The 24,452-nt window shown below is 69.9% G+C and carries 30 protein-coding genes and 1 pseudogene; 8 read left to right on the top strand and 23 right to left on the bottom strand.

Going from position 1 to position 24,452, the window contains the following annotated elements; all coding sequences use genetic code 11:
- Positions 1-14: 14 nt before the first annotated feature.
- Both ACZ60E_RS13655 and ACZ60E_RS13660 read right to left on the bottom strand, forming a co-directional pair.
- Positions 15-506, bottom strand: a pseudogene (locus ACZ60E_RS13655) (bestrophin-like domain); the annotation flags it as partial.
- 67 nt (positions 507-573) lie between these two features.
- Complete coding sequence (locus tag ACZ60E_RS13660) at positions 574-1,260, bottom strand: DUF2848 domain-containing protein (RefSeq protein WP_469440209.1); 687 nt, start codon at positions 1,258-1,260, stop codon at positions 574-576.
- Between the two features lie 122 nt (positions 1,261-1,382).
- On the opposite strand from ACZ60E_RS13660, the gene ACZ60E_RS13665 reads away from it, so the two are divergent.
- The 3 genes from ACZ60E_RS13665 to ACZ60E_RS13675 are packed head-to-tail and all read left to right on the top strand — an operon-like array spanning position 1,383 to position 3,934.
- A complete protein-coding gene (locus ACZ60E_RS13665) occupies positions 1,383-2,741 on the top strand; it encodes an MFS transporter (RefSeq protein WP_469440211.1) in 1,359 nt (452 codons plus the stop codon).
- A gap of 27 nt (positions 2,742-2,768) precedes the next feature.
- Complete coding sequence (locus ACZ60E_RS13670) at positions 2,769-3,572, top strand: carbon-nitrogen hydrolase family protein (RefSeq protein WP_469440213.1); 804 nt, start codon at positions 2,769-2,771, stop codon at positions 3,570-3,572.
- Positions 3,569-3,934, top strand: coding sequence for a cupin domain-containing protein (locus ACZ60E_RS13675; RefSeq protein WP_469440216.1), 366 nt, complete (start codon positions 3,569-3,571; stop codon positions 3,932-3,934). The genes ACZ60E_RS13670 and ACZ60E_RS13675 overlap by 4 nt, the downstream gene beginning before the upstream one ends.
- Here ACZ60E_RS13675 and ACZ60E_RS13680 read toward each other — a convergent pair.
- The 9 genes from ACZ60E_RS13680 to ACZ60E_RS13720 form a co-directional block, all read right to left on the bottom strand.
- Positions 3,931-4,557: a GntR family transcriptional regulator gene (locus ACZ60E_RS13680; protein WP_469440475.1), complete on the bottom strand. Its 627-nt coding sequence runs from the start codon at positions 4,555-4,557 to the stop codon at positions 3,931-3,933. The genes ACZ60E_RS13675 and ACZ60E_RS13680 overlap by 4 nt on opposite strands.
- Before the next feature lie 58 nt (positions 4,558-4,615).
- Entirely contained in the window at positions 4,616-4,870 is a 255-nt protein-coding gene (locus tag ACZ60E_RS13685) for a hypothetical protein (RefSeq protein ID WP_469440218.1), read from the bottom strand.
- A gap of 70 nt (positions 4,871-4,940) precedes the next feature.
- Positions 4,941-5,792: a peptidoglycan-binding protein gene (locus ACZ60E_RS13690; protein WP_469440219.1), complete on the bottom strand. Its 852-nt coding sequence runs from the start codon at positions 5,790-5,792 to the stop codon at positions 4,941-4,943.
- 8 nt (positions 5,793-5,800) lie between these two features.
- Positions 5,801-6,442 carry a hypothetical protein gene (locus tag ACZ60E_RS13695; RefSeq protein ID WP_469440222.1) on the bottom strand — a complete coding sequence of 214 codons (642 nt, stop codon included), beginning with the start codon at positions 6,440-6,442 and terminating at the stop codon, positions 5,801-5,803.
- A gap of 41 nt (positions 6,443-6,483) precedes the next feature.
- A complete protein-coding gene (locus ACZ60E_RS13700) occupies positions 6,484-6,639 on the bottom strand; it encodes a hypothetical protein (RefSeq protein ID WP_469440224.1) in 156 nt (51 codons plus the stop codon).
- Positions 6,636-9,017 (bottom strand): hypothetical protein, encoded by a 2,382-nt coding sequence (locus ACZ60E_RS13705; RefSeq protein WP_469440226.1) that lies wholly within the window; start codon positions 9,015-9,017, stop codon positions 6,636-6,638. The genes ACZ60E_RS13700 and ACZ60E_RS13705 overlap by 4 nt, the downstream gene beginning before the upstream one ends.
- A gap of 3 nt (positions 9,018-9,020) precedes the next feature.
- The gene (locus tag ACZ60E_RS13710) at positions 9,021-9,851 is read right to left on the bottom strand and encodes a hypothetical protein (protein WP_469440228.1); all 831 of its coding nucleotides are present in this window, start codon (positions 9,849-9,851) and stop codon (positions 9,021-9,023) included.
- Positions 9,852-9,860: 9 nt separating this feature from the next.
- Positions 9,861-10,919, bottom strand: a complete 1,059-nt coding sequence (locus ACZ60E_RS13715; RefSeq protein WP_469440230.1) for a hypothetical protein — start codon at positions 10,917-10,919, stop codon at positions 9,861-9,863.
- A gap of 14 nt (positions 10,920-10,933) precedes the next feature.
- Positions 10,934-11,413: a hypothetical protein gene (locus ACZ60E_RS13720; RefSeq protein ID WP_469440232.1), complete on the bottom strand. Its 480-nt coding sequence runs from the start codon at positions 11,411-11,413 to the stop codon at positions 10,934-10,936.
- 204 nt (positions 11,414-11,617) lie between these two features.
- On the opposite strand from ACZ60E_RS13720, the gene ACZ60E_RS13725 reads away from it, so the two are divergent.
- Positions 11,618-11,908: a hypothetical protein gene (locus ACZ60E_RS13725; RefSeq protein ID WP_469440236.1), complete on the top strand. Its 291-nt coding sequence runs from the start codon at positions 11,618-11,620 to the stop codon at positions 11,906-11,908.
- 24 nt (positions 11,909-11,932) lie between these two features.
- Here the strand turns inward: ACZ60E_RS13725 and ACZ60E_RS13730 are convergent, their stop codons facing one another.
- The 7 genes from ACZ60E_RS13730 to ACZ60E_RS13760 all read right to left on the bottom strand — a co-directional run bounded on the left by ACZ60E_RS13730 (position 11,933) and on the right by ACZ60E_RS13760 (position 15,074).
- Positions 11,933-12,274 (bottom strand): hypothetical protein, encoded by a 342-nt coding sequence (locus ACZ60E_RS13730; RefSeq protein WP_469440477.1) that lies wholly within the window; start codon positions 12,272-12,274, stop codon positions 11,933-11,935.
- A 47-nt stretch (positions 12,275-12,321) separates the two neighbouring features.
- Positions 12,322-12,612 carry a hypothetical protein gene (locus tag ACZ60E_RS13735; RefSeq protein WP_469440238.1) on the bottom strand — a complete coding sequence of 97 codons (291 nt, stop codon included), beginning with the start codon at positions 12,610-12,612 and terminating at the stop codon, positions 12,322-12,324.
- A 170-nt stretch (positions 12,613-12,782) separates the two neighbouring features.
- Entirely contained in the window at positions 12,783-13,379 is a 597-nt protein-coding gene (locus tag ACZ60E_RS13740) for a phage tail tube protein (protein ID WP_469440241.1), read from the bottom strand.
- 63 nt (positions 13,380-13,442) lie between these two features.
- Positions 13,443-13,844 (bottom strand): hypothetical protein, encoded by a 402-nt coding sequence (locus ACZ60E_RS13745; RefSeq protein ID WP_469440243.1) that lies wholly within the window; start codon positions 13,842-13,844, stop codon positions 13,443-13,445.
- 230 nt (positions 13,845-14,074) lie between these two features.
- Complete coding sequence (locus ACZ60E_RS13750) at positions 14,075-14,314, bottom strand: MerR family DNA-binding transcriptional regulator (RefSeq protein ID WP_469440246.1); 240 nt, start codon at positions 14,312-14,314, stop codon at positions 14,075-14,077.
- Positions 14,311-14,823: a hypothetical protein gene (locus ACZ60E_RS13755; protein WP_469440248.1), complete on the bottom strand. Its 513-nt coding sequence runs from the start codon at positions 14,821-14,823 to the stop codon at positions 14,311-14,313. Before ACZ60E_RS13755 ends, ACZ60E_RS13750 begins: the two co-directional genes overlap by 4 nt.
- A complete protein-coding gene (locus ACZ60E_RS13760) occupies positions 14,820-15,074 on the bottom strand; it encodes a WhiB family transcriptional regulator (RefSeq protein WP_469440250.1) in 255 nt (84 codons plus the stop codon). Before ACZ60E_RS13760 ends, ACZ60E_RS13755 begins: the two co-directional genes overlap by 4 nt.
- A 251-nt stretch (positions 15,075-15,325) precedes the next feature.
- Here ACZ60E_RS13760 and ACZ60E_RS13765 point away from each other — a divergent pair, with 251 nt between their 5' ends.
- Together ACZ60E_RS13765 and ACZ60E_RS13770 are read left to right on the top strand one after the other, a co-directional pair.
- A complete protein-coding gene (locus ACZ60E_RS13765; protein ID WP_469440252.1) occupies positions 15,326-15,775 on the top strand; it encodes a helix-turn-helix domain-containing protein in 450 nt (149 codons plus the stop codon).
- 23 nt (positions 15,776-15,798) lie between these two features.
- Entirely contained in the window at positions 15,799-16,143 is a 345-nt protein-coding gene (locus tag ACZ60E_RS13770) for a hypothetical protein (RefSeq protein ID WP_469440254.1), read from the top strand.
- 47 nt (positions 16,144-16,190) lie between these two features.
- On the opposite strand, the gene ACZ60E_RS13775 is transcribed toward ACZ60E_RS13770, so the two are convergent.
- The 3 genes from ACZ60E_RS13775 to ACZ60E_RS13785 all read right to left on the bottom strand — a co-directional run bounded on the left by ACZ60E_RS13775 (position 16,191) and on the right by ACZ60E_RS13785 (position 19,250).
- On the bottom strand, positions 16,191-16,775 hold the full coding sequence (locus ACZ60E_RS13775; RefSeq protein WP_469440255.1) for a dihydrofolate reductase family protein: 585 nt from the start codon (positions 16,773-16,775) through the stop codon (positions 16,191-16,193).
- Between the two features lie 122 nt (positions 16,776-16,897).
- On the bottom strand, positions 16,898-18,448 hold the full coding sequence (locus ACZ60E_RS13780; RefSeq protein ID WP_469440257.1) for an MFS transporter: 1,551 nt from the start codon (positions 18,446-18,448) through the stop codon (positions 16,898-16,900).
- A 370-nt stretch (positions 18,449-18,818) separates the two neighbouring features.
- Positions 18,819-19,250, bottom strand: coding sequence for a hypothetical protein (locus tag ACZ60E_RS13785; RefSeq protein WP_469440259.1), 432 nt, complete (start codon positions 19,248-19,250; stop codon positions 18,819-18,821).
- A gap of 386 nt (positions 19,251-19,636) precedes the next feature.
- On the opposite strand from ACZ60E_RS13785, the gene ACZ60E_RS13790 reads away from it, so the two are divergent.
- Positions 19,637-20,734, top strand: coding sequence for a substrate-binding domain-containing protein (locus tag ACZ60E_RS13790; RefSeq protein ID WP_469440261.1), 1,098 nt, complete (start codon positions 19,637-19,639; stop codon positions 20,732-20,734).
- 460 nt (positions 20,735-21,194) lie between these two features.
- Entirely contained in the window at positions 21,195-22,232 is a 1,038-nt protein-coding gene (locus tag ACZ60E_RS13795) for a helix-turn-helix transcriptional regulator (RefSeq protein ID WP_384805895.1), read from the top strand.
- Here the strand turns inward: ACZ60E_RS13795 and ACZ60E_RS13800 are convergent.
- Together ACZ60E_RS13800 and ACZ60E_RS13805 are read right to left on the bottom strand one after the other, a co-directional pair.
- Positions 22,192-23,178, bottom strand: coding sequence for a helix-turn-helix transcriptional regulator (locus ACZ60E_RS13800; protein ID WP_469440263.1), 987 nt, complete (start codon positions 23,176-23,178; stop codon positions 22,192-22,194). The two genes, ACZ60E_RS13795 and ACZ60E_RS13800, sit on opposite strands and share 41 nt — an antisense overlap.
- Positions 23,175-24,161, bottom strand: a complete 987-nt coding sequence (locus ACZ60E_RS13805; protein ID WP_469440266.1) for a helix-turn-helix transcriptional regulator — start codon at positions 24,159-24,161, stop codon at positions 23,175-23,177. The genes ACZ60E_RS13800 and ACZ60E_RS13805 overlap by 4 nt, the downstream gene beginning before the upstream one ends.
- Positions 24,162-24,452 lie beyond the last annotated feature (291 nt).

Here is a 24,452-nt window from a genome sequence, read left to right on the forward strand (position 1 = left end):
ATGGCCGACAGCACGGCCAGCACGGCGGACACCAGCAGGCCGATCCAGAGGTAGGGCGGGATCCCGTGGGCCACGGCGAGAATCCGTGCGCGCCGCGCGTCCCCCACCTCCCTGAGTGCGACGAGCGAGTCGCGTGCGAAGACCTGCTCCTGCTTGCTCCCGCCCACGGTGTCCTGCAGCGCCCGGTGCAGCTCGTCGTACTGGCGCTGGGCCCGTGCGCTGGACGTTCCCCGCTCCATGGCCGGCCACTCCTCGTCGATCACCGTGACCGTGTACTCGCGAGTGAGATCACGGATCCGTTCGCGTGACGCGTCGGGCAGTGGCCGGGTGGCCCACTGGAGGTTGATGAGGCTCGCCCCCTCGTTGCTGACGTCCTCGGCGGCCTTGGTCAAGGTCATGTGGGCGGAGACGATGGAGAGGGCGCGGGGACGCTGCGGGCGACGAGGGCGATTGCTGACAAGTCCGTCCAGCCAACCAAGCCGACCAGGGCATTCGCACTGCGCCATCGGTCGAAGTTCACCGGACCGAGTGGGCCGGTGCGGTGGACGCGGGTCGGTGCCGAGGCGGGCCGCTTCAGCCGATCGGTGCCGGCATCGGGAGGACCTCGTACGCCAGGTGGATCGTGTCACCGGTGGCCGGATCGCCCAGTTCCACGCGCCAGGCCTCGGCGAACTGGTCCACGTCCTCGGTCATCGGGATCGTCCCGGAGATGAGGACGGTTCCGGGCACCAGGTCGCCGCGGGAGCGCAGGACCTCGGCCCAGTAGCCCGGAGTGAGCAGCTCGGCGAGCGTGCCGTGCTGGATCTCGGTCTCCCGGCCGCGGTGGGTGACCCAGGCCCGCAGTGTCAGGTCGTCGATACGTGTCTGGACGTCGGCCAGGCGCCAGGCACGGCGGGCGAGCACGTCCGGGCTTGCGTTCTTGCTCCAGGCCACCCCGTGCACCTCAAGGTCACGGTCGGTGTGGTCGCAGGCCGCCGTGAGCAGCAGTTCGCCGTCCGCAGCGACGACCAGCGCCCACTCGGCCTCGCCGGAGGTGCGCGCGTGCTGGACGGCGACCCGGTCGGTCTGCTGGGCCAGATAGGGCGAGACGGGGTAGAGCGCCGGGGTCACGGACGGCGCGGGGACACCGAGCTGGGCCAGTTCCGCGACGTGCGCGGCCACCTCGTCCTGGCCGCGTCCGGCATATCCGGCGTTGAGCACCTGCCGTACGTCGACGTCACGGGTGGAACCGTCGGGCAGCTCGAAGGTCAGCACAGCCACAAGAACTCCTGAATGGGTCGGTTTCGAAGCGGTTAACTTCCGGCGCGGGGGTTGCGCATACGACCTGTATACAAGAAGTATGCCGAAAGGTCGATGTCCCCACGACGCAAGGAACAGGCAGCATGCAATCCACCCAGCAGGCCGCAGGGGCGCCGCACCCCGGCCGCTCAGGTATCCGCCGCGCCTTCTTCGCCAGCCTCACCGGGACCGCCCTGGAGTGGTACGACTTCGCGGTCTACTCGGCCGCCGCGGCCCTGGTCTTCGGTGACCTCTTCTTCCCCTCGGAGGATCCCCTCACCGGCACGATCCTGGCGTTCTCCACCTACGCCGTCGGCTACATCTCCCGCCCGCTGGGTGGCTTCGTCTTCGGCCGGCTCGGCGATGTCATCGGCCGCAAGAAGGTGCTCATCGCCACCCTGGTCCTGATCGGCGTGGCCACCTTCCTGATCGGACTGCTGCCCGCCTACGGCACGGTCGGCGTGGCCGCGCCGATCGCCCTGGTCGTGCTGCGCTTCGCGCAGGGAGTCGGCGTGGGCGGCGAGTGGGGCGGCGCCGTCCTGCTCTCCAGCGAGTTCGGCGACCCGCGCCGCCGCGGCTTCTACGCCTCGGCCGCCCAGATCGGACCGCCCGCGGGCAACCTCCTCGCCAACGGCGTGCTGGCCGCGCTCGGGGTCCTGCTGACGGAGGACCAGTTCCTGTCCTGGGGCTGGCGCGTGGCGTTCCTGCTCTCCGGTGTGCTGGTCGGCTTCGGCCTGTGGATCCGGGCGAAGCTGGAGGAGACCCCGGTGTTCAAGGCGATGGAGGCCGAGGGCACCCGGCCCGAGGCGCCGATCCGCGAGGTGTTCACCACCCAGCCCCGCGCGCTGTGCGCGGCCATCCTGAGCCGGGTGGCCCCCGACGTGCTGTACGCGATGTTCACCGTCTTCGTCCTGGCCTACGCGACCGACGAGCTGGGCATGTCGCGCGGCTCCGCACTGACCGCCGTACTCATCGGCTCGTCCCTGCAGATCTTCCTCATCCCGCTCGCCGGCGCCCTGTCCGACCGGGTCAACCGGCGTCTGCTGTACGGCTGTTCCGCCCTGGCCGCGGGCGTATGGCCGTTCGTGTTCTTCCTCATGGCCGACGGCGGCAGCTGGATCCTGCTGGTGTGCGGTGTCGTCGGAGGCCTGGTCATCCATTCCTTCATGTACGGACCGCAGGCGGCCTTCGTCGCGGAACAGTTCTCGCCGCGCCTGCGCTACACGGGCTCCTCGTTGGCCTACACGCTCGCCGGTCTCATCGGCGGTGCGATCGCTCCGCTGCTGTTCACCGTCCTGCTCAGCTCCTACGACAGCTGGGTGCCGCTCGCCCTGTACATCGCGGTCGCCGCGGCCGTCACCGTCACGGGACTGGTCCTGGGCCGCGACGCCGACCAGGCGGGTGAGGAAGAGGAGCGGCTCGTCACCCGCGCCCCGACCGAGCCCGCCGTCAAGCTCACCTGATCCTCGCCCTCAAGAAAGGACAGCCCTGTGCGTCTCGCCCTGAGTCAGTTCACCAGCGGACCCGAGCCGGAGAAGAATCTCGAACTCATCGAGGACGGCGTCCGACGCGCCGCCGACGCCGGGGCACGCGTCGTCGTGTTCCCCGAAGCGTCGATGGCCTGCTTCGGCACCCCCTTGCCGCCCATCGCACAGCCACTGGACGGCCCTTGGGCCGACGCGGTACGAGCCATGGCTGCCGCGGCGGGCATCGTCGTGGTGGCGGGCATGTTCACCCCGGTCCCGCGAGGCCGGGTGGCCAACACCCTGCTGGTCACCGGGCCGGGCGTCGAGGCCTCGTACGACAAGATCCATCTGTACGACGCCTTCGGCTACGCCGAGTCGGACACCGTCGCGGCGGGCTCGCGCGTCGTGACCGTCGACATCGACGGCGTCCGCGTCGGGCTGGCCACGTGCTACGACGTCCGCTTCCCCGAACTCTTCAGGGCGCACGCCGACGCGGGGGCCGTGGCGACGCTCCTGCCCGCTTCCTGGGGCGCCGGGCCGGGCAAGCGTGAGCAGTGGGAGCTGCTCGTCCGGGCCCGCGCGCTGGACGCCACCGTGTGGGTCGCGGCCGTGGGCCAGGCCGATCCGGCGGCCGCGGGAGTGGTTCCGCACGCGTCGGCGCCCACGGGCATCGGGCACAGCATGATCGTCGGGCCCGACGGGACCGTACGCCGTAGCCTGGGCGCGGAGCCGGGTCTGCTGCCGGCCGACCTGGATGTCGACGAGGTGGCGGCAGTCCGCGAGAAGACGTCCGTGCTGGCCAACCGTCGCCTGGGGCGTACCGCATGAGCAAACCGGAGCTTGAGTTCCATCTGCCCACCGGGCCCTGGGCAGCGCCCGCGGGTGCGGTCCAGGGAGTCGTGGAGCGTGAGCTGGCCGCGGACGGGTCCGGCACCCGCCGCACCGCGCTCGTCCGCTGGGAGCCTGGTACCGACTCGTCCGCACAGGGGGTGACCCGGCACGACTTCTGGGAGGAGGTCTACCTCCTCGAAGGGGACATGCACGACCTGACCCTCGGCGAGACCTTCACTCGGGGCTCGTACGCCTGCCGTCCGCCGGGGATGCCGCACGGCCCGTGGACGACGTCCGCCGGCGTCACGATGCTCGTCGTCATCTATCCGGCGGATTCGCAGCCACAGGTTGCCGGCTAACCGGCGAGCAGCACCTTCAGGGTCGACTCCAGGTGGCGGTCGATCGCGGCACAGGCGCTCTGCGCGTCGCCGGCCGCGAGCGCGACGAGGATCTCCCGGTGCTCGTCCAGCACCGCCTCCTGGCGGCCGTGCTGGTTGAAGAGGGCCACCACCCCGGCGCGGATCTGGCGGCTGCGCAGCCCGTCGTAGTGCCGGTCGAGCAGGGCGTTGCCCACCGCCGAGACGAGGGTGGCGTGGAAGAGGTGGTCCACGGCGATGAACTGCTTGGCCTGGTCGGGGCCGTTCAGCCCGCTCTGCCGGTCGAGCAGTTCAGCGAGTTCCTTCACCGGGGCGCGGCCCGCTTCGACGACGTGACCGGCCGCGTACCGTTCGACTATCCCGCGCAGCTGCATCAGTTCGGAGATCTCCCGGCCCGACAGCGGCGCCACCCGCGCACCGCGCTTGGGCACCAGTTGGACGAGATCCTCGGCGGCGAGCAACAGCAGCGCCTCGCGGATCGGTGTGCGTGACACCCCGATCCGGTCGGCGATCTCCTGCTCGGAGAGGAACTCCCCCTGCATCGCCGGGTCGGTCAGCACCGTGTCCTTGAGGTACGCATAGGCCTTCTCCCGACCGGACGCCACCACTACCCCCAGGGATCGCATACACCTCGTATACAGAAGCTACCACCTGCGGACGCCACTAGCGCCCCATGGTCTGCCACACCGTGAGGGCCAGGGCGAGGCAGGACGTGGCCGCCGCCAGTGAAGGCAGGGGCCAGCGTGTGCGCTCCAGGGCCTCGATACGGGTCTCGTGCTCGGCGAGGGTCTTGTCGGTCTGGTCGACGCGCTGGAGGAGGAGCGCGAGGTCGCCCCGCGTGGTGGCGAAGCCGACGTCGACCGAACGGCGCAGGCGCTCCAGCTCCAGTACGACCTCCTCGGTCTCGGTCGCTGTCATCGGGTACCTCCCGTGATCGTCGGCTCGGCATCGGTCATCGTGATGCTCCTCGTGCTCCTTTCGCTGCTCGTCAGGTGTTCGGCACCCGCAGCCTGTCCCAGCTCACCCGGCCCGGGATGCCGTCGGCCGCCAGGCCCACGTAACCGAGGCTGCGCTGCCAGGCCGCGTACGAGAGGACGTCGGCCGGTGTCCAGACGGGGCCGGGGCCGGTCGAGTACCGGCCGCAGCCCTCGGCCACCAGCCGCTTGCCGACCGCGGTGATCAGCGCGCTGCGGCGGCCCGGTACGAAGAACGCGGCGCCCGGGAAGGGTGCGTGAACCTCGGGAGCGGGGACCGGCTTGCCGTTCAGCAACGCCCCGACCCGGGCGCGCAGCACCGCCATCGGGAACGACGGGTCGATCTTCCGCCGGGTCCACTCCTTGTGGGCGACCACGCTCTCCGCCGACCAGCCGTGGGCCCGGCAGATGGCAGCCGACAGCCGTTCCATCGAACGGAGTTGGGCCGCCGGGTACGGGTCACGGCCGTTGCCGAGGTTCTCGATCTCGAAGCCGTAGAAGCGGGCGTTGCCGTCCACGGCGTCCGGTCCGGGGGCGGGGAGCGGGGACTTCTCGGCTCGAACGGCGTCCAGGACCGCCGTCGAACCGGCGCCGGCGTGGTTCGTTCGGCCGTAGCCCAGGAGATGCAGTGTGCCGTCCTTGGCGATCAGGCCGATGCACAGCGGGCCCGGCAGCGCCGCGGTGCCGTCGCGGCACAGGCGGAGACTGTCGGTGCCCGCGGTGTGGTGCACCATCACGCCGTGCACCGGGCCCCAGGCGCCCTTGTGGTTCCTGTTCTGCGTACGCCAGCCGGTGTGTTCCGAAAGGGCGAGGCCCTCGCCGCGCAGCGCGCGGACGAGGGCCTCGGCGGTGAGAGGTGTGGCCATGGCTGTCCTCAGTTGACGGGGGTGACGGTGATGAAGCGGTACATGAAGGTGGCCGTTCCGGCGGTGCACTTGTAGGCGGCGGTCGCCGTGTACGCGCTGTTCGGGGTGAGCCCGGTGACCAGGTACTGGGTGCTCGCCGAGACCTGGTTCGTGCCGGTGGAGATCGCCGCGCGGCTGTCGGCGGCGGCCAGCACGACCGTCGAACCCGAACTGGCCCGCACGTTCGCCGACATGGAGCAGATGCCGGTGGTGCTGTTGCTGATGCGCGAACCCAGCGACACGAGCACGGAGCCGGACGCCGGCGCGGTGAAGGTCGCGACCGTCGGATCGCCGGTGGAACCGGTGAGTGTCTCCACGAACGCCGTCGAGGCGGTCGTACCGCCCGTCGCGTTCGCCTTGTGGACCGGGGCGGGGGCGAGCTGGGCCCAGATGCTGCCGGTGTAGTACCAGTACTGCTTCGGTGTGCTGAGCCAGCAGAGCATGCCCGCCACCGGGGCGGTCACCTTGGTGTCCCGGGCGGCGCTGTCGGCGAACCGCAGCACGGTGCGGCCGTCCACGGCCTCGGCGAGCGACTGGATGTGCACGGGAATGTTCGCCGCGTCGGCCGGCTGCGGATACGGGAGACTGCCGAGCGGAGTGAGCAGGGCCATGACGGCCTCCTCCTGATACGGGTGCGGATGGCTGCGGATGGTCAGGTGCCGAGGGGCGGCGGCAGGGAGTCGGCGGGGGTGCCGCCGTCGCCGTCGCGCGCCGTCGGGCTGTCGATCGGGACGGGATGTGCCACGCTGCCGTCGGGATCCGACGGCGCCTCCTCCAACAACCCTGACTCCACGCGCAGTTCACTCATGCCGCGCCTCCCGTCCCTCTGAGCAGCTCCCGATAGGTGACCCCGCTGTCGGTCAGGACGGCCAGCGTCGCGTTCTGCGCCTCGATCAGGGAGTACGTACGGGTCGTGCCGTACTCCGGATCGACCGGCGGGTCCGGGGCGAGGCCGTCGTCGGTCGGCACACCGTTGTAGGAGGTGCCGCGCAGGGTCAGGGTCTGTTGCGGGGCCGCGCCGGACGCGCAGGTGGTGCGGATGCCGACGACCCAGGCGAGCGTGTCGAGCGCGGCGCCGCTGGTGTCCACCACCCGTACGACATCGCCGAGTTGGATGCGCGGATCGTGCAGCACCTCCACGTCGCTGAGCACCGGGACCGGGTAGCGGCCGGCGTTGAGCATGGCGTACGACAGGTCCGAGGCGACCTGTCGTTGCTGCACCCAGTCGGTGGTGGGCGCCTGGTAGACCTGTTTGCCGTAGTAGGCCTGGCTCGTGGTGTTGTACCAGGCGTAGGTGCGCTGCTTGGGATCGCCGGTCCGCTTCTGCGGCACGATCTGCACGGACGGCTTGCCGTCCTTGGTGACCGTCCAGACGCTCGCCGTCCCGTGGTTGGTGAAGCGCACGATGTAGTTCGGGCCGTCGCGCCGCGAACCGACCGTCACGCTGCCCTTGACCGAGGTGCCGCCGGTCACCGCGCTGCCGAAACGGACCCGGTGGCCGGACATCGGCGCGATGTCGTCCTCGATCTGGGGCGGCCCGACGTCGAGTTCGTCCTCCGCGATGGCGTAGGCGACCTCGACCGAGGTGCCCGGCCTGATCTCCCGGACGACGGTGTCGGTGACCGTGTCGCTGAAGGTGTGGCTGATGCCCGTCCAGTCCTGGTAGGTCTGCTCGCAGTAGTTGCGGCAGGCGTCGATCTCCTCGGAGACGGTGAGTGCGGCGATGTCACGGCGGGTCGTCACCGTGAGGTCGGGGCGCTCCGGCACCGACTGGAACCGGGCAGGGCCGCGCCAGCGGAAGACACCCTGTTCGTCGAACTCGGCGGTGGACAGCGTGGCGCGGGCGATCTCGGTGATGGCGTCCCACTGGGAACCGGCGACCTTGGGCAGGTCGAACAGCGGTACCGCCGGGTCGTCGAGCACCGCGCCCTTGGCCCAACGGCCCTTCTGATCCCACTCGTCGGCGGTGTACGAGTCGAGGTCCGGCCAGGAACGGTCGGTGATCTGGAGGCACTCGACGGCCACGTCCGTCTTCAGATTGATCTGGGAGAGCTCGGAGGGAGGCTGGACCGATGACGCGTCGGCGAACGTGTAGGGCGCGGTCGGCGGGACGACGTACTCCCCGTCGGGTGCGGTGAGCCGCGGATACACCGTCGCCGGGGTGCTCGCGCCGACCGATCCGGCCCGGGTGTCCACGGTGAAACCGAGGTGCCACACCCCCTTGAGGGAGGCGAGTTTGGGGATCGTCCAGCTCGCGACCAGGCCTCCGCCGCCCACCGTGCCCGAGGTGATCTTCACGACGCCGGTCGCGAAGTAGACGTTCAGCGCGTAGTTCCCGAACGCTCCCGCGCTGCGGTCGAATATCAGCTTGAGCTCCAGCTCGCTGCCCACCGACAGGGCGGTGTTCACATGCAGCTCGGCCTGGAACACCTTCCCGGCCACGACGAAGCGCGACCGCGGCATCCAGGACACCTCAAGCCCGGCCGCCTTCGGCATCAGCGCCGTCTCGAACGGGGCCCCGTCCCGGATCCAGGAGTACGCCGTCGGGGCCGGCAGGGTCTCGGGCTGTCCGTACGAGGTGTTGAAGCCGCCGTGCAGTGAGGCGTAGAGCACGGTGAACGGTTTCGAGGGGTCCTCGGCCACGGTCGGCGCGCGGGGCGGCGGGCAGCTGTGGATACCGCCCTGGCGCAGGAGCTCGTCCACGCACCAGGTCGAGGTCGCCACCGGACGCCCGTACCGCAGCCCGTGGTACGGCCGAGGCAGTTGTGCCGGTCCGCGCAGCCGCTCCGCGCCGTCCAGCGCCTGCACGGTGACGGTGTCACTGCCGGACGCGGCGGTCCGGGACCGTACGGTGCCCCGGAAGGCAGGCACCGTACGGCCGTTCGCGCCCGCCCGGTGGACCACGGACTGACCGGGGCGTACGACGTCGCCGGTGCCGCGGCCCGCCCAGGCCGAGTACAGCAGGGGCGCGGGAGCGTCGGCGCCGCCGAGGAGCAGCTCCAGCTGGGCCGACGCGCTTCCGGAGAAGGCGCGCAGGGCCTCGGGCAGATCGGTGCTGTAGGCCCGCTCCACCTTCCAGGACTGGATCTGCCCGCCCAGCTCACGCCCGCCGAGGCGGGTGGCGTGGGCCGGGGAACGGGCCGGCGCGGCGAGGGCGGCGCCGAGCAGGTCGTCGGAGTTCTGCATCTTCTACACCTCCACCAGGTCGACGCTGATGTTCCGGTACGGCAGCCGGGCCGCCGGGACGTCCGTGTACGCGGTCACGGTCATCGCCGGGCAGCCGTCGCCGAGCGCGTACGCGACGGGCTCCGCGTCGACGGTCAGGCAGGCGCCCGCCAGTCCGGCGAGCACGGCCTCACCGGGGCCGCCGACCGGAGTGACGAACGCCGCCTCGGCGGGAGCGGTGCCGGTGACGACGGCCGCGCCGGTCACGGCCGTGGTGCTCAGATACGTTCCGTCGGCGCGTTTCCAGTCCAGCTGGGCCGTCGCCGGCACCGGATTCCAGTCGGGCGGCACCCGCCAGGACACCCGCATCCCGGGAGCCACCGGCCAGCCGGTCCACGTGCCGTGCTTCCACCCGATCCGGGTGGTCTCCCCGAAGTCACCGATGACCGTGTCACCGGTGTACGGGAGCACGCCCAGGGAGCCCGTCACGGTGAACCAGTGGTCGGTGCCGCCGGGTTCGGAACTCTGGGCGGCGGCCTGGTACGGCCCGAGCAGATTGACGGCGGCCGGGTCGACGACCGCGAGCGGTCCGTACGAGGGCTTCGGGCTGCCCAGCAGGCCGGGCCCTTCGACCCGGCGGGCGAGCCGGACGAGGTGCTGGGCGTCACCCGGTTCGAGCCACTCCCAGGAGAACTTGAGCCTGCGGACGGTCCGGGGCGGGGCGACGGTGGTGACGCGTCCTTCCAGTGACTTGAACTCGGTGACGTTCAACTCGGCGGTACGGTCCCAGCTCTTGGCGGCCTGGTCGATCTCCCGCAGCAGACCGGGCTTGCCGATCCACAGGTTCCTGGGCATGTCCTTGCCTCACCTCCGGGCGAGCTTGCGCTGTCCCAGCTGGACGGCGCGCGCGATGGTCTGGGAGTCCACGTCGATCTGCACGGGCCGCTCGGCGAGCGCCTCCACGGCCGCCGCGAGCCGGCGCATGCCACCGCCGGAACCGAGCATCCGCTCCAGCTTGGACAGCGGGATGACGGCCTCGTGCTCGCCGCCCTCACCGACGAGGGCGAGCGTGCCGCCGGCACGGGCCCGTACGACACCGCCCTTCGCGAGCTGCGGCACCGGGATGGGCGGCAGGTTGAAGGCGAAGCCGCGGCCGCCGATGCCGGGCACCCAGTCCGGGACCTTGAACTTGACGCGGTTGAGGGCGCCGATCAGGACGTTGAGCCCGCGGATGAGCATGCGGCTGGGCGTCAGGAACCCGTTCACGACCCCCTTGAAGAGCGGCCCGAGCATCTTCGCGGCCGACTGCGAGGCGCTCTTGATATGACTCCACGCGGCGGTGAGTCCCTTACGGACCAGGGCGGCAACCTTGTCCATGTTGACGAACTGGGCGATGAGCGGGGCGACCAGGGTCATCACCAGCCCGAACGGGTTGGACGCCATGGCGAGGTTGAGGCCCTTCTGCGCGGTGGACGCCCCCTTGAGTCCCTTCCCCAGACTCCCCATGGACTTCCCGCCCTTGTCGGCGTTCTTGCCGGCCTTCCCGACGGACTTCTCCACGGCGTCGGACTGCTGCTTGACGTCCCTGAGGGCGTTCTTCGTCTTGTCGGCGGAGGACTTGAGCTTGTCGAGGGACCTCCTGAACTTGTCAGTGGCGCCCTTGGATCTGGTGAGGGAACCGTCGGCGCCCTTGGCCGCGGAACCGGCTTTCGCAAGGCCGCTGCCGCTCTGAGAGGCGGCAGTCCGCAGCCGGCCCAGCGAGGTGTTGAGCTTGTCGGAACCACCCCGGATCTTGTCCAGCGAGGGATTGGCACCGCTGGTCGCAGTCCGCAACTGCTGGACGGAGGCGGAAGCCTGGGAGGCCGCACCGCGAAAACGTGCGAGCGCCCCGGCGGCGGTCGTGGAGCTACGCGCGAGTGACATGGGAACTCCCTTGGTCAGGCGATCTCACGCGACGCGTTGTGTACGTCCTTGGTGAGATCGTTCAGTGCACGGGAGAGGGCGATGGAGGAACTGCGCATCGCTTTCAGCCGGTTGATGTCGATGCTGGTGACGGGGACCTCGGGAACGACTTCTCCGCCCTTTCTAGGCCGCGGGATCGCCTTGTCGGGATGGCGTTCGAGTCCGATCACGCCGAGTGCCTTTGTCGCCGCCAAATCTTTGTCGATGAAGTTACTGATGATGAATCCGGTCACGACCGCGCCGAGGGCGGACCACGCTGCCACGGAGTCGACCTTGAAATCTTTTACCGTCTTGAGCAGTTCATCCAGGCCGAAGCCTATCGATTTGGCCCAGTTCTCGACCTGGGACGGTTCTTCTTTCGGTTCCTCCTTGGGCTTCTCCTTCGAGGTCGCTTCGAGTTTCTTCTTTATTTCGGTGACCTGGGCGTAGACGTCGTCGATTGAATGCTGGGTCATGCGGAACCTCCTTCAACTTCCGGCCCCGGATGCGGATTGCTCCTTGACGCAGGCATGCCGAAGACTCAACAATGGGCCGGTTCACGTCCGAGTGGGGGGCTCTTTATGTACGGTCCTGCGATACCTGTCGTCATGTTGACGGCTCTGGTCTTCTGGTTCTCCGCCGCGGCCTTCCGGCGAGGCAGAGCATTAAGAAAGCGCGGCGTGCGCATCGCCGCGAAATGTGTGAACAGGGAAAGGGACGCCAAAGGCATCAGCACTCTCACGATGCAGTTCACGGCGGAGGACGGCAGGAAGCTGCAGGTGCGGGTGGGGCCTTTCAGGAGTCCGCCCGCCCTCGTGGGGGGAATCATCGATGTGGTCTACGACCCCGAGGACCTGTCCAATGCCGAGACCCCGGACAATGTGATGACCGGGAGGATTTCCCTGCCGGCGGCCGTCCTTTCCGGTCTGGTGCTCGCTCTTGCGGTCTTCGTGCTCTTCTTCGGCGACTGAGAGCACGAAGAGGTCTCGGGGCGATCAGAGGAAGAAGCGGGTGAGTTCCTCCGCCGTCGGCGCCCCGGCCCGGTGCGTCGGCTCGGCCTCCGGCTGGGCGCCCGGCCGGGGCAGGGCCTCGGGGAACTCCAGCGGTTCGCTGTCCTCGTCCCGGTTGACCGTCGCGAACATCCAGTTCGCCTCGGCGAGTTGGTCCACGACGGAGGCGAGCAGGTAGTCGGTGACCGACCAGTCCGCCGCCTCGCCGTGCAGTTCACGGGCCGTCGCGCTGTCCCGCGGAAGGTGCTGGACCAGCACCGAGAGCCGCCGCGACGACAGCCGCCCGCGGTGCCAGTCCAGCAGGTCGACCCCGTAGTGGCGGAGCAGGTCCGCCTCCAGGGCCTCGGCGTGCTCTTCGACGAGCTCGCCGAGGCTCAGCCTTCCCCCAGGCCCAGCCCCGTCTCCTTGCCGTAGGTCTCCAGGATGGCGGCGATGTCCTGCATGGTGACGTCGTGCCGCTCGAACCGGGTGAACTGCTCGTCGCCCAGCAGGAGTCGGAGCAGGCCGTCCACGTCGTTGTCGTCGAGGTCGCGGAGCGTGCGGGCGGTTGTGCGGGTCAGTTCGGTCGGCAGCTCGAAGCGGTCGTCGTCGAGCTCGAAGGTCCAGGCTCGGCCCAGCGCCTCCAGGCGTTGGGCGCGGGCCGCGTTGACGTTGAATCCGGCCATGGGTACGTACTCCCTTGTGGGTGGCGGGGGATGGGTGCCGTGGTGTGTGGGTGTGTTGTGGCTGGCCGCGCAGTTCCCCGCGCCCCTCAAAAGCGGGGCTGTGCCCCTGCCTCTGCCCTTCGGGGGCGCGGGGAACTGCGCAATCTCTCAGGCGCGTGGCGGACCGTGGGTCAGAGTGCCGCGTACGCCTTGTCCTTCATGATCCACTTGGCCAGTTCACGGTTCGCGCTCTCCGCCTCAAGGGCCGTGAAGGTGACCCCCAGCTTCACGGAACCGGTCCGCGTGAAGCCCATCTCCTCGCTCTCGGTGACCTGCCCGCGCGGCAGGATGAACCGGTACACGGCGTCCGTACCGTCAGTGAACTCGATGCCGAGCGCCCGCTCGTCCTTGGCCGGCGTGCTCGGGATCAGGAACTCGTACGTGTCCGCCACCGCCGTGCCGCCCACCGAGGTCTGCGTGATGCCCGTGGCCGGGATGCCCATGAAGAAGGAGAGCGTGCTCTTGTTCATCTGGAGCAGCTGGAACTTCACGGTCAGGTCGCGGTCGGAGTAGATGAACCGCCCCGGGCTCGCCGACTGCCAGGTGTCGACCGGGTCGATCTTGTCCTTCTTGTTGAGCTTGATGCCGTCGGCGGAGGTGTACCCCAGCTCCACCCAGCCGGTCGGCCACACGTCGTCGGACTTGACCGGCGCGGTGGTACCGGCGGGGGCCACCAGGACCCGGCCGGTACCGGCGACACGGATTTCCTTGCCGTTGTTCGTTGCCATGCGAACGCCTCTCTCAAGTACACAGGTAAGGGACTTGCGTGCTCGTACGGTGGGGCGCGCGGCTCAGCCGAGCCGCAGCAGCAGCCGGATCGTCGAGCGGTAGCGGTTCGCCGCGGACCGGGTGTAGTCGGGCAGCCAGCGCGGTCCGTCGGCCTCGGTGACATCGACGACGGCCGCGGAGCCGTACACCGTGTCGGCCAGCTCCAGGACACAGGCACGGGCGGACAGCGCCACGGTGTGTGCCGTGGGCTTGTCCGGGCCGTACGCCTCCAGGTCGAGCAGTGGCTGGTCGAGATGCTGGTCGTCGACCCAGGCGCCCCCCATGTGGGAGACGAGGACGACCCTCTGGGTGCCGTCGAACCCGGCCGGCGGGCGGCTGTCGACGGTGACGCCGGTCAGCTCGGCGCGGTTCTTGAGGAAGTCGACGACCAGTTGTTCGGCGTCGGGGAAGGTCAGGATGGCCACATGGACGCTCCCTTCGGGAGACGGGGGCTTTGTCCGGGGATGCCCTGAGTTTTCGGGCAACACAAAGCGGCAGGTCCGCCGCCCGTCCTCCGGGCGCAGCTCTGCCGCTGCATCCAATGTGACACCGGTCGGGGAAACGTGCAACCGGCTTATGCCGCAGGGGTATTCAGGCGTACGCAGGAGGGGCCCCACCGCATGGCGCGGCGAGGCCCCTCCTGCGTACGGCGGGATCAGTGGTCGTGGCGGCGGGCGCGGTACGTCGTCCGCTCGGCCGCGAAGACGTCCTCCAGGCGGTAGAGGCGGCGCCGGCCCTGGGTGCCCGCGGACCGCAGATGGCCGCGCTGCACCCACTTGCGGATGGTCGCGGTCGTGACACCGGCCTCGTCGGCGGCCAACTCGGTAGTGATCAAAGGAGTGTTCCGGATGCTGTCCCGGGTGCCGTGCCGGGTGCTGTGCAGCGTTCTGTTCATGAGTGCCCGGCCTCCAGCACCCGCCCGCAGGCGGGATTGACGCACCTGATCTCGGCCCGTTCCGGGAGCGCCCGCAGGGAGACGCAGTCGCACGCCGGGCAGCGGCCGGGCAGCCGTACGAGCTGCTCCGGGTCGCCGAGCGCGCGGGCGCAGCGTGCGGCCATCCGCCGGGTCTCGTCCTCGACGTGCGGTGCGAGCAGCGGGTCGGCGGCGATGCGGTCCAGCAGCCCGGCGATCCGCCGCAGCCGCACCGGTACGGGCGCCGGGGGCACCGGCCGCAGACCGAGCCGTTCGCGCACGGCCTCCTCCAGCTCGACGACTCCGTCGGTGATGTCCCGTACGGCGTCCGAGACATAGAGGCGGACCGGAGCGGTCGTGCCGCCGACGGGTCCGCCGCCGCGCCGTTCCCGCAGTTCCCCGCGGCCCGAGGGGGACAACTCGTCGACGAGGTCCGGCCACCGGCGGACGAGTGATGCGATCCACACGGCTCCGCCCTGGTTCTCGCTCATCGGGTGACCTCGCGTCCGTTGCGCCACAGACGGCCACCGCTGACCCCGTCGAACCAGGTGTGCGAGGGGTCGACGACGGCCTCGCACTGCTTGCGGATCGGGCACCGGTCGCAGGCGCGTAAGACGGGTTCGGCGTCGGCCGGGAGCCGTGCGAACACCGAACTCTCGGACAGGTGGGCGCAGGCGGCTCTTCTGCGCCAGTCCAGTTCTTTGGCGGATGTCACGGCGGCTACGGACGGCTGGTCGGTCACGTGCAACCCCTCCCTATGTATGGGAACATATGTTCGACAGTTGCGAGCGAGCGGTCAGAGTCGCATGTTGCGAGCGCGTACGCAAGTGATTACGTTCCGTGAAGGGCGGTGCGGTGACGGCCTGTCATTCCCGTTTTGGCTGCGCAGAGTTACCGAAGTCGCAGAATCTCCACGGTTACGTGCGAGCGCGCACACAAACTGGTGCGTGTGCGATCGGTACGCTGCTCCGGCGACGAGGGGAGAGCGGACACATGGCTGCGAGCGCACGGGCCGGGGCCCGTACGGATCAGACGTACCGGGCCGCGGGGCTGCGGGAGTTCGCCGGCTGGATCGAGGAACTGCTGCGCGCCCGGGGCTACGACATCGACAGCCCGCGCGGCGGCGGCCGTTCGAAACTGGCCGACGACGCCGGGGTGCACCGGGCCGCCGTGAGCAGGCTGCTCCAGGGGCAGTCCATGCCCGACCTGGAGACGATGCGGCGCATCGCGGCCGTACTCGGTGTGCCCCTGCGGGAGATGCTCATCCGCTCGGGCCGGCTGACCGAGGACGATCTGCCGCTCACCGGCACCGGCCGCCCCGCGGACGGCGGGGAGCACCTGCGGCTCAGCCCGGAGGAGGCCGCCTGCCGGATGGGTGTCCCGCCCGAACTGCGGGAGCTGTTCGCCAAGGTGGCACGGCAGTTCCTGCCGGAGGGCGGTTGACGGCGAAGGGGACGGAGCGCGGGATGGGTGATCCAGGAGGTGGCCGTGGGGCCGATGCGGAGCGCGTTGCCGAAGGTGTGGGCGAACTCCTCGGCGTACTGGCTGAAAAGGTCCGTGTCGCGGGCCCGGACGCCGTCCGCGTGCTCACCGAGGAAGAGCTGCAGCAGCATCAGCTGAGCTGGTTCCGGGCGGGTTGGGAGGAACACGCCCGTGCGACCGGCCAGGAGCCTCCGGTGGGCCCGGACCGGTCACAGCGCCGGTCGCCGGACCAGCCGCCGCATCAGCCACCGGACCAGCCGTCGGCCCGTCTCCTGCCGTTCCCCGAACGTCCCCGGGGCCACGACCACCCGTCGGACGACGGCGGCTGAGGGGAGAGGGAAGGGGCGGGGAGGGGAGGCGCGGGTCGCCCCAGCCATTACGCCCCTGTCTCTGTCTCCGCCCCCGTGCGTGTGTAGTGCAGCAGCACCACCCCGTTGCCGAACCCGCGGGACTCGACCAGGCGCAGGTGGGCGAGCGCGTCGGTGTCGCGGAAGAGGGGGCGGCCGTGCCCCAGGAGCACCGGGTGTACGTAGATCAGGTACTCGTCGATCAGGTCGTGGCGCCGGAACTCCGCCGCCAGTTCCGCCCCGCCGACCGCGAGGTCCCCGCCCGGCTGCTCCTTGAGCGCCCTGATGACGTCGGGAGCGACCTCCCGTACGACGGTCGCGTTCCAGTCGGCCTTGTCCAGTGTCCGTGAGTAGACGACCTTCGGCATGTTCCGCCAGATCGCGGCGAACGCGCGGACGGGCTCCGGGGCGTCGGGGTCCTGGTCGGCGGTGGGCCAGTACTCCGCCATCAGTTCGTGGGAGACACGGCCGGTCAGGAAGCCGCCCAGGGCGCCGATGCGTTCGTTGAGGTGCCGGTGCAGTTCGTCGTCGACCAGGTGCCAGTCGATCTCGCGGTTCGGCCCCTCGAAGAAACCGTCGAGGGAGACGGACATGCTCAGGACGATCTTTCGCATCGCGGGCCTCACCTGGTGGGGGATCGGAAGCGGGAGCCGAGAACGGGAGCGGGGAACGGGAGCGGGCTGGGACCGACCGTAGCCCAAGCCCGCTCCCTCCCGTGGCGGCCCGTGGCGGTCCGTCAGCCCATGTGGGCCGCCGCCGCGCCCTCGGTGTGCTCCTGCCTGCCCGCGTCGACGGCGAACGCCGTGACGACGAGACCGGCGAGGAACATCACCGCGGCGGCGGCGAACGCCGTCGTGTAGCCGTCGGTCAGCGCCTCGCCCGCCTTGGACACGAGGCCGGCGTCCTGGGTGGCCAGACCCCGGTAGAGGCTGCTCGCGGCGTCGGGCAGTGTGTCGTCGGCGGCCGTGGTGGAGAGCGTGGACAGGAAGGCGAGGCCCAGCGCCCCGCCGATCTGCTGCGCGGTGTTGAGCAGGGCGGAGGCGATACCCGTGTCCAGGTGGTCGACGCCGCTTACCGCGCCCAGCGTCATCGGCACGAAGCTCATGCCGAGCCCGAGCGCGGTCACGAACATCGCGGGCAGCACGTGGGCCGTGTACGAGGAGCCGGGTTCCAGGGTCGCGAACCAGAACATGCCCGCCGCGGCGACCAGCAGCCCGGGACCCGCGATCAGCCGCGGGGCGCAACGGGCGACCAGCTTCGAGCTGATGCCCGCCGCCGCGGCCATGCCGAAGCTGAACGGCAGGAAGGCGAACCCGGTCCTCACGGGGCTGAACCCCTGGATGAGCTGCATGTAGAGGGTCAGGAAGTAGAACGTGGCGAACATGCCCGCACCGATGAACAGCATCGTGGCGTACGAGCCCGTGCGGTTGCGGTCGCGGAACAGGCGCAGCGGCATCATCGGATGCGCGGTCCGCGCCTGCAGGACCAGGAACGCGGCGAGCAGGACGAGTGCCGCGGCGAAGGAGCCGAGCGTCCATCCGCCCGTCCAGCCGTGTTCGCCGCCGCGGGTGATGCCGTAGACCAGCGCCATCAGGCCACCGGTGCCGGTGACGGCGCCCGGCACGTCGAGGCGGCCCTGGTGGCGTTCGCCCTCGACGAGGGTGCGGGTGCCGGCGAGGACGGCCAGGCCGATGGGGATGTTGACGAAGAACACCCAGCGCCAGTCGAGCAGATCGGTGAGTGTGCCGCCGAGCAGCAGGCCGACCGTGGCGCCGACGCCGCCCATGGCCGCGTACACGCCCATCGCCGTGTTGCGCGACCTGCCCGCGGGGAAGGTCGTGGTGATCAGGGCCAGCGCGTTCGGTGCGGCGAGGGCGGCGCCGACGCCCTGGAGGACGCGGGCGCCGATCAGCAGGCTCTCGTTCGGGGCGAGGCCGCCCAGCAGGGAGGCCAGGGTGAAGACGCCGATGCCCACCTGGAACAGCAGCCTGCGGCCGAAGAGGTCGCCCGCCTTGCCGCCGAGCAGCAGCAGCCCGCCGAAGGCCAGCGCGTACGAGTTGACGATCCAGGCCAGCCCGGAGTCGGTGACGCCCAGGGAGGTCTGGATCGCGGGCAGGGCGATATTGGTGATCGTGGCGTCCAGGACGACCATCAGCTGGGCGGCGGCGATGACCACCAGGGCCAGGCCGAGACACCGGCCGCCGGGCGGGCCGCCGGTGCCGTCGGCGGCGGTGCCGGCGCCGTTCGGGCGTGCGGGATCGATGACAGCGGTGCTGTCCGCAGACATGGCGGAACTCCAAACAGGGATGCAGAAAAGATGAACGAGAGCTGCGGTGGAATGGGCGCGCGGGGCGTTGTCGGTCGTCCTCGGTCCTCGTCGAACGAATACGCCCGCCGTGCAATCCGAGGCGGGGCTGCCGATACGGCACGCCTGCCTGCCTCGGGACGAAGCCCAAACGTAGCAGCGCTTTTCCCTGGGGGGAGTTGAGAATCCGCATTCTCGGAATGTGGTGATTCTCGCGCTTGACGAACGGGCCGGAGAGTGAGCACTCGCGGATTCCGCATTCATCCGCGAGTGCTCAGATTCCGGCCCGTTCTGTCACATGCGAGAAGGCCCTGATGCGGGAAGGTTCTATCGCCGCGTCACGGGGTCCGAATCACGGCGTCCGAATCATGGAGTCCGACGGCCGGCATGCCGTGGTTTCCTGGAAGAGCTCGGCCAGGTCGCAGGACAGGTTGGTCGCCCAGTTCCCGGCGTCGGCCCCGGTCCAGTCCTCCTGCCCCTTCTGCTCCTTCTGCTCCTTCTCTTCCTGCTCCGCGGGCTGTTCCTGCTGCTCTGCGGGTGGTTTCGGCGGGGTCTGGAGCCAGCTGTCGAGGTCGCGTTTCGTGTAGGCCTCGACGCAGGCGACGATCGCCTCCTGCAGGGTGCCGGTGCCCGTGATCCCGGCCAGCTCGGTCCAGTCGACGGCACAGGCACCGGGGACGGGATCGGGTGCGGACCGGGGGGCGGCCGCCGCGGACGTGCCTGCCGTCAGGGCGAGGCAGCCCGCGGCCAGCGCAGTTATGAGGGACCGGGAGAAAGCGCGCATGGGAACTCCGTGGTGAAGGAGGACACGGTCGGAACGGGTTGTCTGGTCCCAGCAAGATCCGGGAGCGGTCCCACCGCAATCCGTGCGCCGCCGATCAGGTACTCATGCTGACCCGGACGTGGTGTTCTGCCACCTTTGACGCCCTTTCACAGCCTTCCGCCGTGTCTGTCGTGCGAGGGGGCGAACGAAGTGCGAAGGGCTGAGTGAGGGGAGTGCGTGGGTGGTGTGGATTCTCACTCCACGCATCCGCCCGACTTCGGCCCCGTCTCTTCACAGGCTTCTGTTGCGAGGTCGTTAGCAGTTACTCCTTGACGCCCCGAGAACCCCCGCGTTGGCTTTTTGTCACCTGGGCCCGCACTGTCGCCCTCGTACGGAAGGCACCTGAAGTGAACCGCGCCACACGTCGTACCGCCCTGGCCGTGACCGTCTGCTCCCTGACCCTCGCCGCGTGCGGGAGCGGTGACGGCGGAACCGAAGCGAGCCCCACCAAGGGCGACGACATCACGGTGGGCCTGCTGCTGCCGGAGAAGGCGAACTCCCGTTACGAGAAGTTCGACTACCCCATCATCAAGAAGAAGGTCGGCACGCTCACGGACGGCAAGGGGAAGGTCGTCTACGCGAATGCGGAACAGGACGCCGACGTGCAGAGCCGGCAGCTGCAGAAAATGGTGGACGACAAGGTCGACGTGCTGATGGTGGACGCCGTGGACTCCAATGCGATCGCCGCCGGTGTGAAGAAGGCCAAGAAAGCCGGAATTCCCGTCATCGCGTACGACCGGCTGGCCGAGGGGCCGATCGACGCGTACATCTCGTTCGACAACGAGGAGGTCGGGCAGGTGCAGGGCCGGGCCCTCGCCGACCGGCTGGACGGCGACAAGAGCCAGAAGATCGTCATGATGAACGGCGCGGTGACGGACCCGAACGCCGGCCAGTTCAAGTCGGCCGCCCTCAGCGAGCTGAAGAACAAGGTCACCATCGCCAAGGAGTACGACACCAAGGACTGGAAGCCCGCCAACGCCCGCGCCAACATGATGGCGGCCATCTCGTCCATCGGCGTGAACAACATCGCCGGGGTGTACTCCGCCAACGACGGCATGGCGGGCGGCATCATCTCCGCGCTCAAGGCCGCGGGCGCCACCAAGCTGCCGCCCATCACCGGCCAGGACGCCGAACTGGACGCCGTGCAGCGCGTTCTCGCCGGCGAGCAGTTCATGAGCGTCTACAAGCCGTACCCCGAGGAGGCGGAGACCGCCGCCGAGGTGGCCGTGGCCCGCGTCCGCGGCTACGGCATCGAGTTCGACTCGCTCACCCCCGACCGGGTCTCCAGCCCCACCGACAAGAGCATCCCCGCCAGCCTCGTCCAGGTCTTCTCCCTGACCCGCAACACCATCGCGTCGACGGTCGTCGAGGACGGCATCTACTCGGCGGAGGAGATCTGCACGGCGAAGTACCGCTCGGCGTGCGAGGAACTCGGCATCAAGTAGCCCGCGTTCCCGCCTCCGGCAGCCCCCTCACGGGGACCGGCGGTCCCCACCGCGCGGACCGGCCGAATTTCGGCCGGTTCCGTCGGTTGCGGCACGGCGGACGCCTGCCCGCGGGCCGCCCCTGCCCCACCGGACGCCGTGGCAGCCCGCCCCGCGCACCGGGCGACGCGTACGAGCCACACCGGTTCTCCGCGCCCCGACGCGCACCCTGACGTCGGACGCTGCCCGCGACCCGGCGGCCTCCCGACGGTTTCCGCCAGCTCATGCGGGCAACGTCCCTTGTGGAGGGGGCGCGCGCCGTCGCCTTCCTCAGCTTGTCGCAACGAGTCATACGGACGTGTGCGCAAACGCGGATCAAGTGGTGCGATGGGGGGCATGGAAGCGGGGGAGCCGTGTTGCGGAGGCGGGGGACGCCGCGCATAGTTGCGCTCCGAAGAGGCTGGAACCGGGGGTTGGGGAGATGGCCGGGCACACGACGGAAGCGCATCCACACGGTGCTGACCGCCTGTGCGATGCCGGGGACCGGGTCTACTCCCGTGCGGTGCGGCGCGGCCGGGTGTCCCGCCAGGACGCCGAGTCGGTGCCCTGCCTGGTCGAACTGGCGCTCCTGCACCCCGACCCCGACGACATGGGCTGGCTGGTTCCGACCTCGCCGCAGGAGGTCATGACACGGCTGCTGCGGGAGATGCACGAGCACGTCGTCGCGACCCAGTCACGCATGGGCGAGGCGGTGTCCGCCTTCGAGTGGTACGCGGCCCTCGGCGGCGACGCGCGCGCGTCCGCCGGAGGAGTGGCGATCCGGGTGCTCGACGGACTGCCCCGCATCCGGGCCGCCATGGACGAGGCGACCGAGGCGTGCACCTCCGAGGTGCTGGCCGTCCAGCCGGGCGGCATCCGCCGAGAGGACGAACTCACCGAAGGCCTGCACCGGGCGCTCGCGCTGCGCCGCCGCGGGGTCCGCATGCGCGACCTGTACACGCACGTGGCCCGGCACGGCCAGGGCCTGCGCAACTACATGGAGCTGATGGAGGAGGCGGCGGAGGCCCGCACGCTCGACGAGGTCACCGAGCGGCTCATCGTCTTCGACCGCACGGTCGCGTTCATCCCCGCGAGCCCCGACCGCACCATGGCCCTGGAACTGCGCCACCCGGCACTGGTGAGCTACCTCGTCACCGTCTTCGAACGGCTCTGGCGGCTGGCGGTCCCCCTCACCGCGCCCCTCCCGGACACCGGCATCGAGGGCATCACCCACCGCGAACGCTCCATCGCGGCGCTGCTCGCCGAAGGACACCAGGACGCGGTGGTCGCGGAGCGGCTCGGCATCAGCGTCCGTACGTGCCGGGCGCACATTGCCCGGCTCTCGGAGACGCTGGGGGCCGCCAGCCGTACGCAGCTGGGGGTGCGGATCGCCCAGGCGGGCCTGGACGGACCGCCGCGCGCCGCGGAACTCCAGCCGCTCACCGTTCCCGATCGTCCAGGATCCCCGAGCGACCGATGAGATAACCGAGCTGGGCGCGGCTCTCGCTGCCGAGGGTCGCCGCGAGTTTGGCGATGTGGACGCGGGCGGTGCGCACGTTCAGCCCGAGGCGCTCGGCGATGACCGCGTCGGTGTGCCCCTCGACGAGGAGGCCCGCGATGGCCTGCTGGCGCGGGGTGACGCCGTTGAGGGAGGGACGCCGGACCGCTTCGGGATACATGGGCGTGGCCAGGCGCCAGAGCCGGTCGAAGGTGGTGACGAGGTAGCCGACGAGGGCCGGGTGGCGGACTTCCAGGGCGAGGCTGCCGTCCTTGTCGGCGGGGATGAAGGCGACGGTGCGGTCGGTGACGATGAGCCGGTCCGTGACCTCGTCGAGGGAGCGGGCCTCGACGTCGCCCCTCAACTGCTCGTACCGGCCCAGAACGGTGGGCGAGTGGCGCACGGTGTGCTGGTAGAGCGTGCGGATGCGGGCGCCGCGATCCAGCAGGGCCTGGTCGCGGTCCATGGCGATGGCCTCGGCCTTGTAGCGGCGCTCGCCGGTGTGGGTGTGCGGCTGGACGGTGAGGAGTTCACCGGACGCGTGGGCCATGGCCTCGGAGATGGCCTCGTTGATCTGCTGCGAACCGCTGAGGACGCTGATCATCGGAGTGTCCGTGATCGCCGTCCGGTGGCCGTCGACCCGCATCAGCGGCTCGAACACATCGGCCAGCAGGGCCTCGCGCCGTCGTTCGTCGGCTATGCGTTCCCCCGATCCGCGCAGCAGCCGGTGGAGGGCGACGACCGGGGCGACGGGTTCCAGCCGGACCGGATCCTCGACAGCCGGCCGCAGCAGCCCGAAGTCGACGAGGCAGGGAACACCTTCGGCGTCCCCGCTGTGCACACGCCCCTCACGCAGGGCCCGTTCGTACAACTGCGAACCGGCCGCGCACAGTTCCTCCACACTGTGTGCGGGATGCGGGGCCGTCACTCCGCGGCGTCCTGCTTCAGGATTCCCGATTCGGCTATGAGGTAGCCCAGTTGTGCCCGGCTGCCGCTGCCCAGGGCCGTGGCCAGCTTCGCTATGTGCGCACGGCACGTCCGTACGTTCATGCCGAGCCGGCGGGCTATGGCCTCGTCGACATGGCCCTCCACGAGGAGCTTGGCGATCGAGTGCTGGATGTTCGTGATGCCGTCCGGGGCGGTCTCGTACGGGGCGCCGGCGCTCAGCGGGACGGCCCGGCCCCAGACGAACTCGAAGACCTTGATCAGGTAGCGGACGAGGCCCGGGTGGCGCAGTTCCAGGGCGACCTGCTGGTCGTCGCGGGTGGGGATGAACGCGACCGTCTCGTCGCAGATGATGAGACGTTCCACCAGCTCGTCGATGGTGCGGTACTCGACCTTGCCGTTGGAGAGCTGGTCCACGTAGGCCAGCTTCTCCTGGCTGTAGCGGGCCGTGTGCTGGTACAGGGTCCTGATCCGCACACCGCGTTCGGTCAGTGGTCTGTCGCGTTCCAGCCCGTGCATGAGGTTGCGCTCGGATATGCGGTTGCTCGGCTGGATGGTGAGGACTTCGGTCTGGCACTGGGCCGTGGCCAGGTTGAGCGCCGCGTTGATCCGGTCGCTGCCCTCCAGCACCGTGATGGAGTGCGTGGGCGCCGTCGCCTGGGCGCTGAGCGTCATGAACGGCTCGAAAGCATCGGTCAGTTCGATCGACATCCGCCGGTGCGCCGTGATTTCGCGCTCTATGGGATTGATCCGCTGAGCCAGGGCGACGGTCGGAGGTACCGGGCGCAACCAGCTCGCGTCGTCCGGATCGGGGTGAAGAAGGGCGAACTCCATCAAGCAGGGAGCGGACTCGACTTCGTCACGGGCGATACGTCCCGTGCGGAGCGCATTCGCATAGAGACGGCTGCCTTCCTCGCACAGCTCGGTCACCGCATGAGGATGTGTCGGTTTATGCCTGTTCGCCATCAAATCTCCACCCCCCAGGGTCCTGAACGTGCAGGAACATGATGCATCGATTATGTGGCCATGATGTGCCCGAATGAGCCATCGTCGTATCCGACGGGGGAGAGGGACCTTCAAGTGAGGACGAAGCCGACTATGGGTAAGAAAATGCTTCGCTCGGTGCTTGTCGCCGTCTTCTCCGCCGTTGTGGCCTTCGGAGCACTGGATGGCCTCTCCGACGCGAAGGGTGACGTTCGAGCGGACACGAGCTGGCCGTCGGCCGGCCAGAGCGGTGAGGCTGCTGTCCCCCCTGAC

The organism is Streptomyces sp. NPDC102514, from assembly GCF_055584525.1.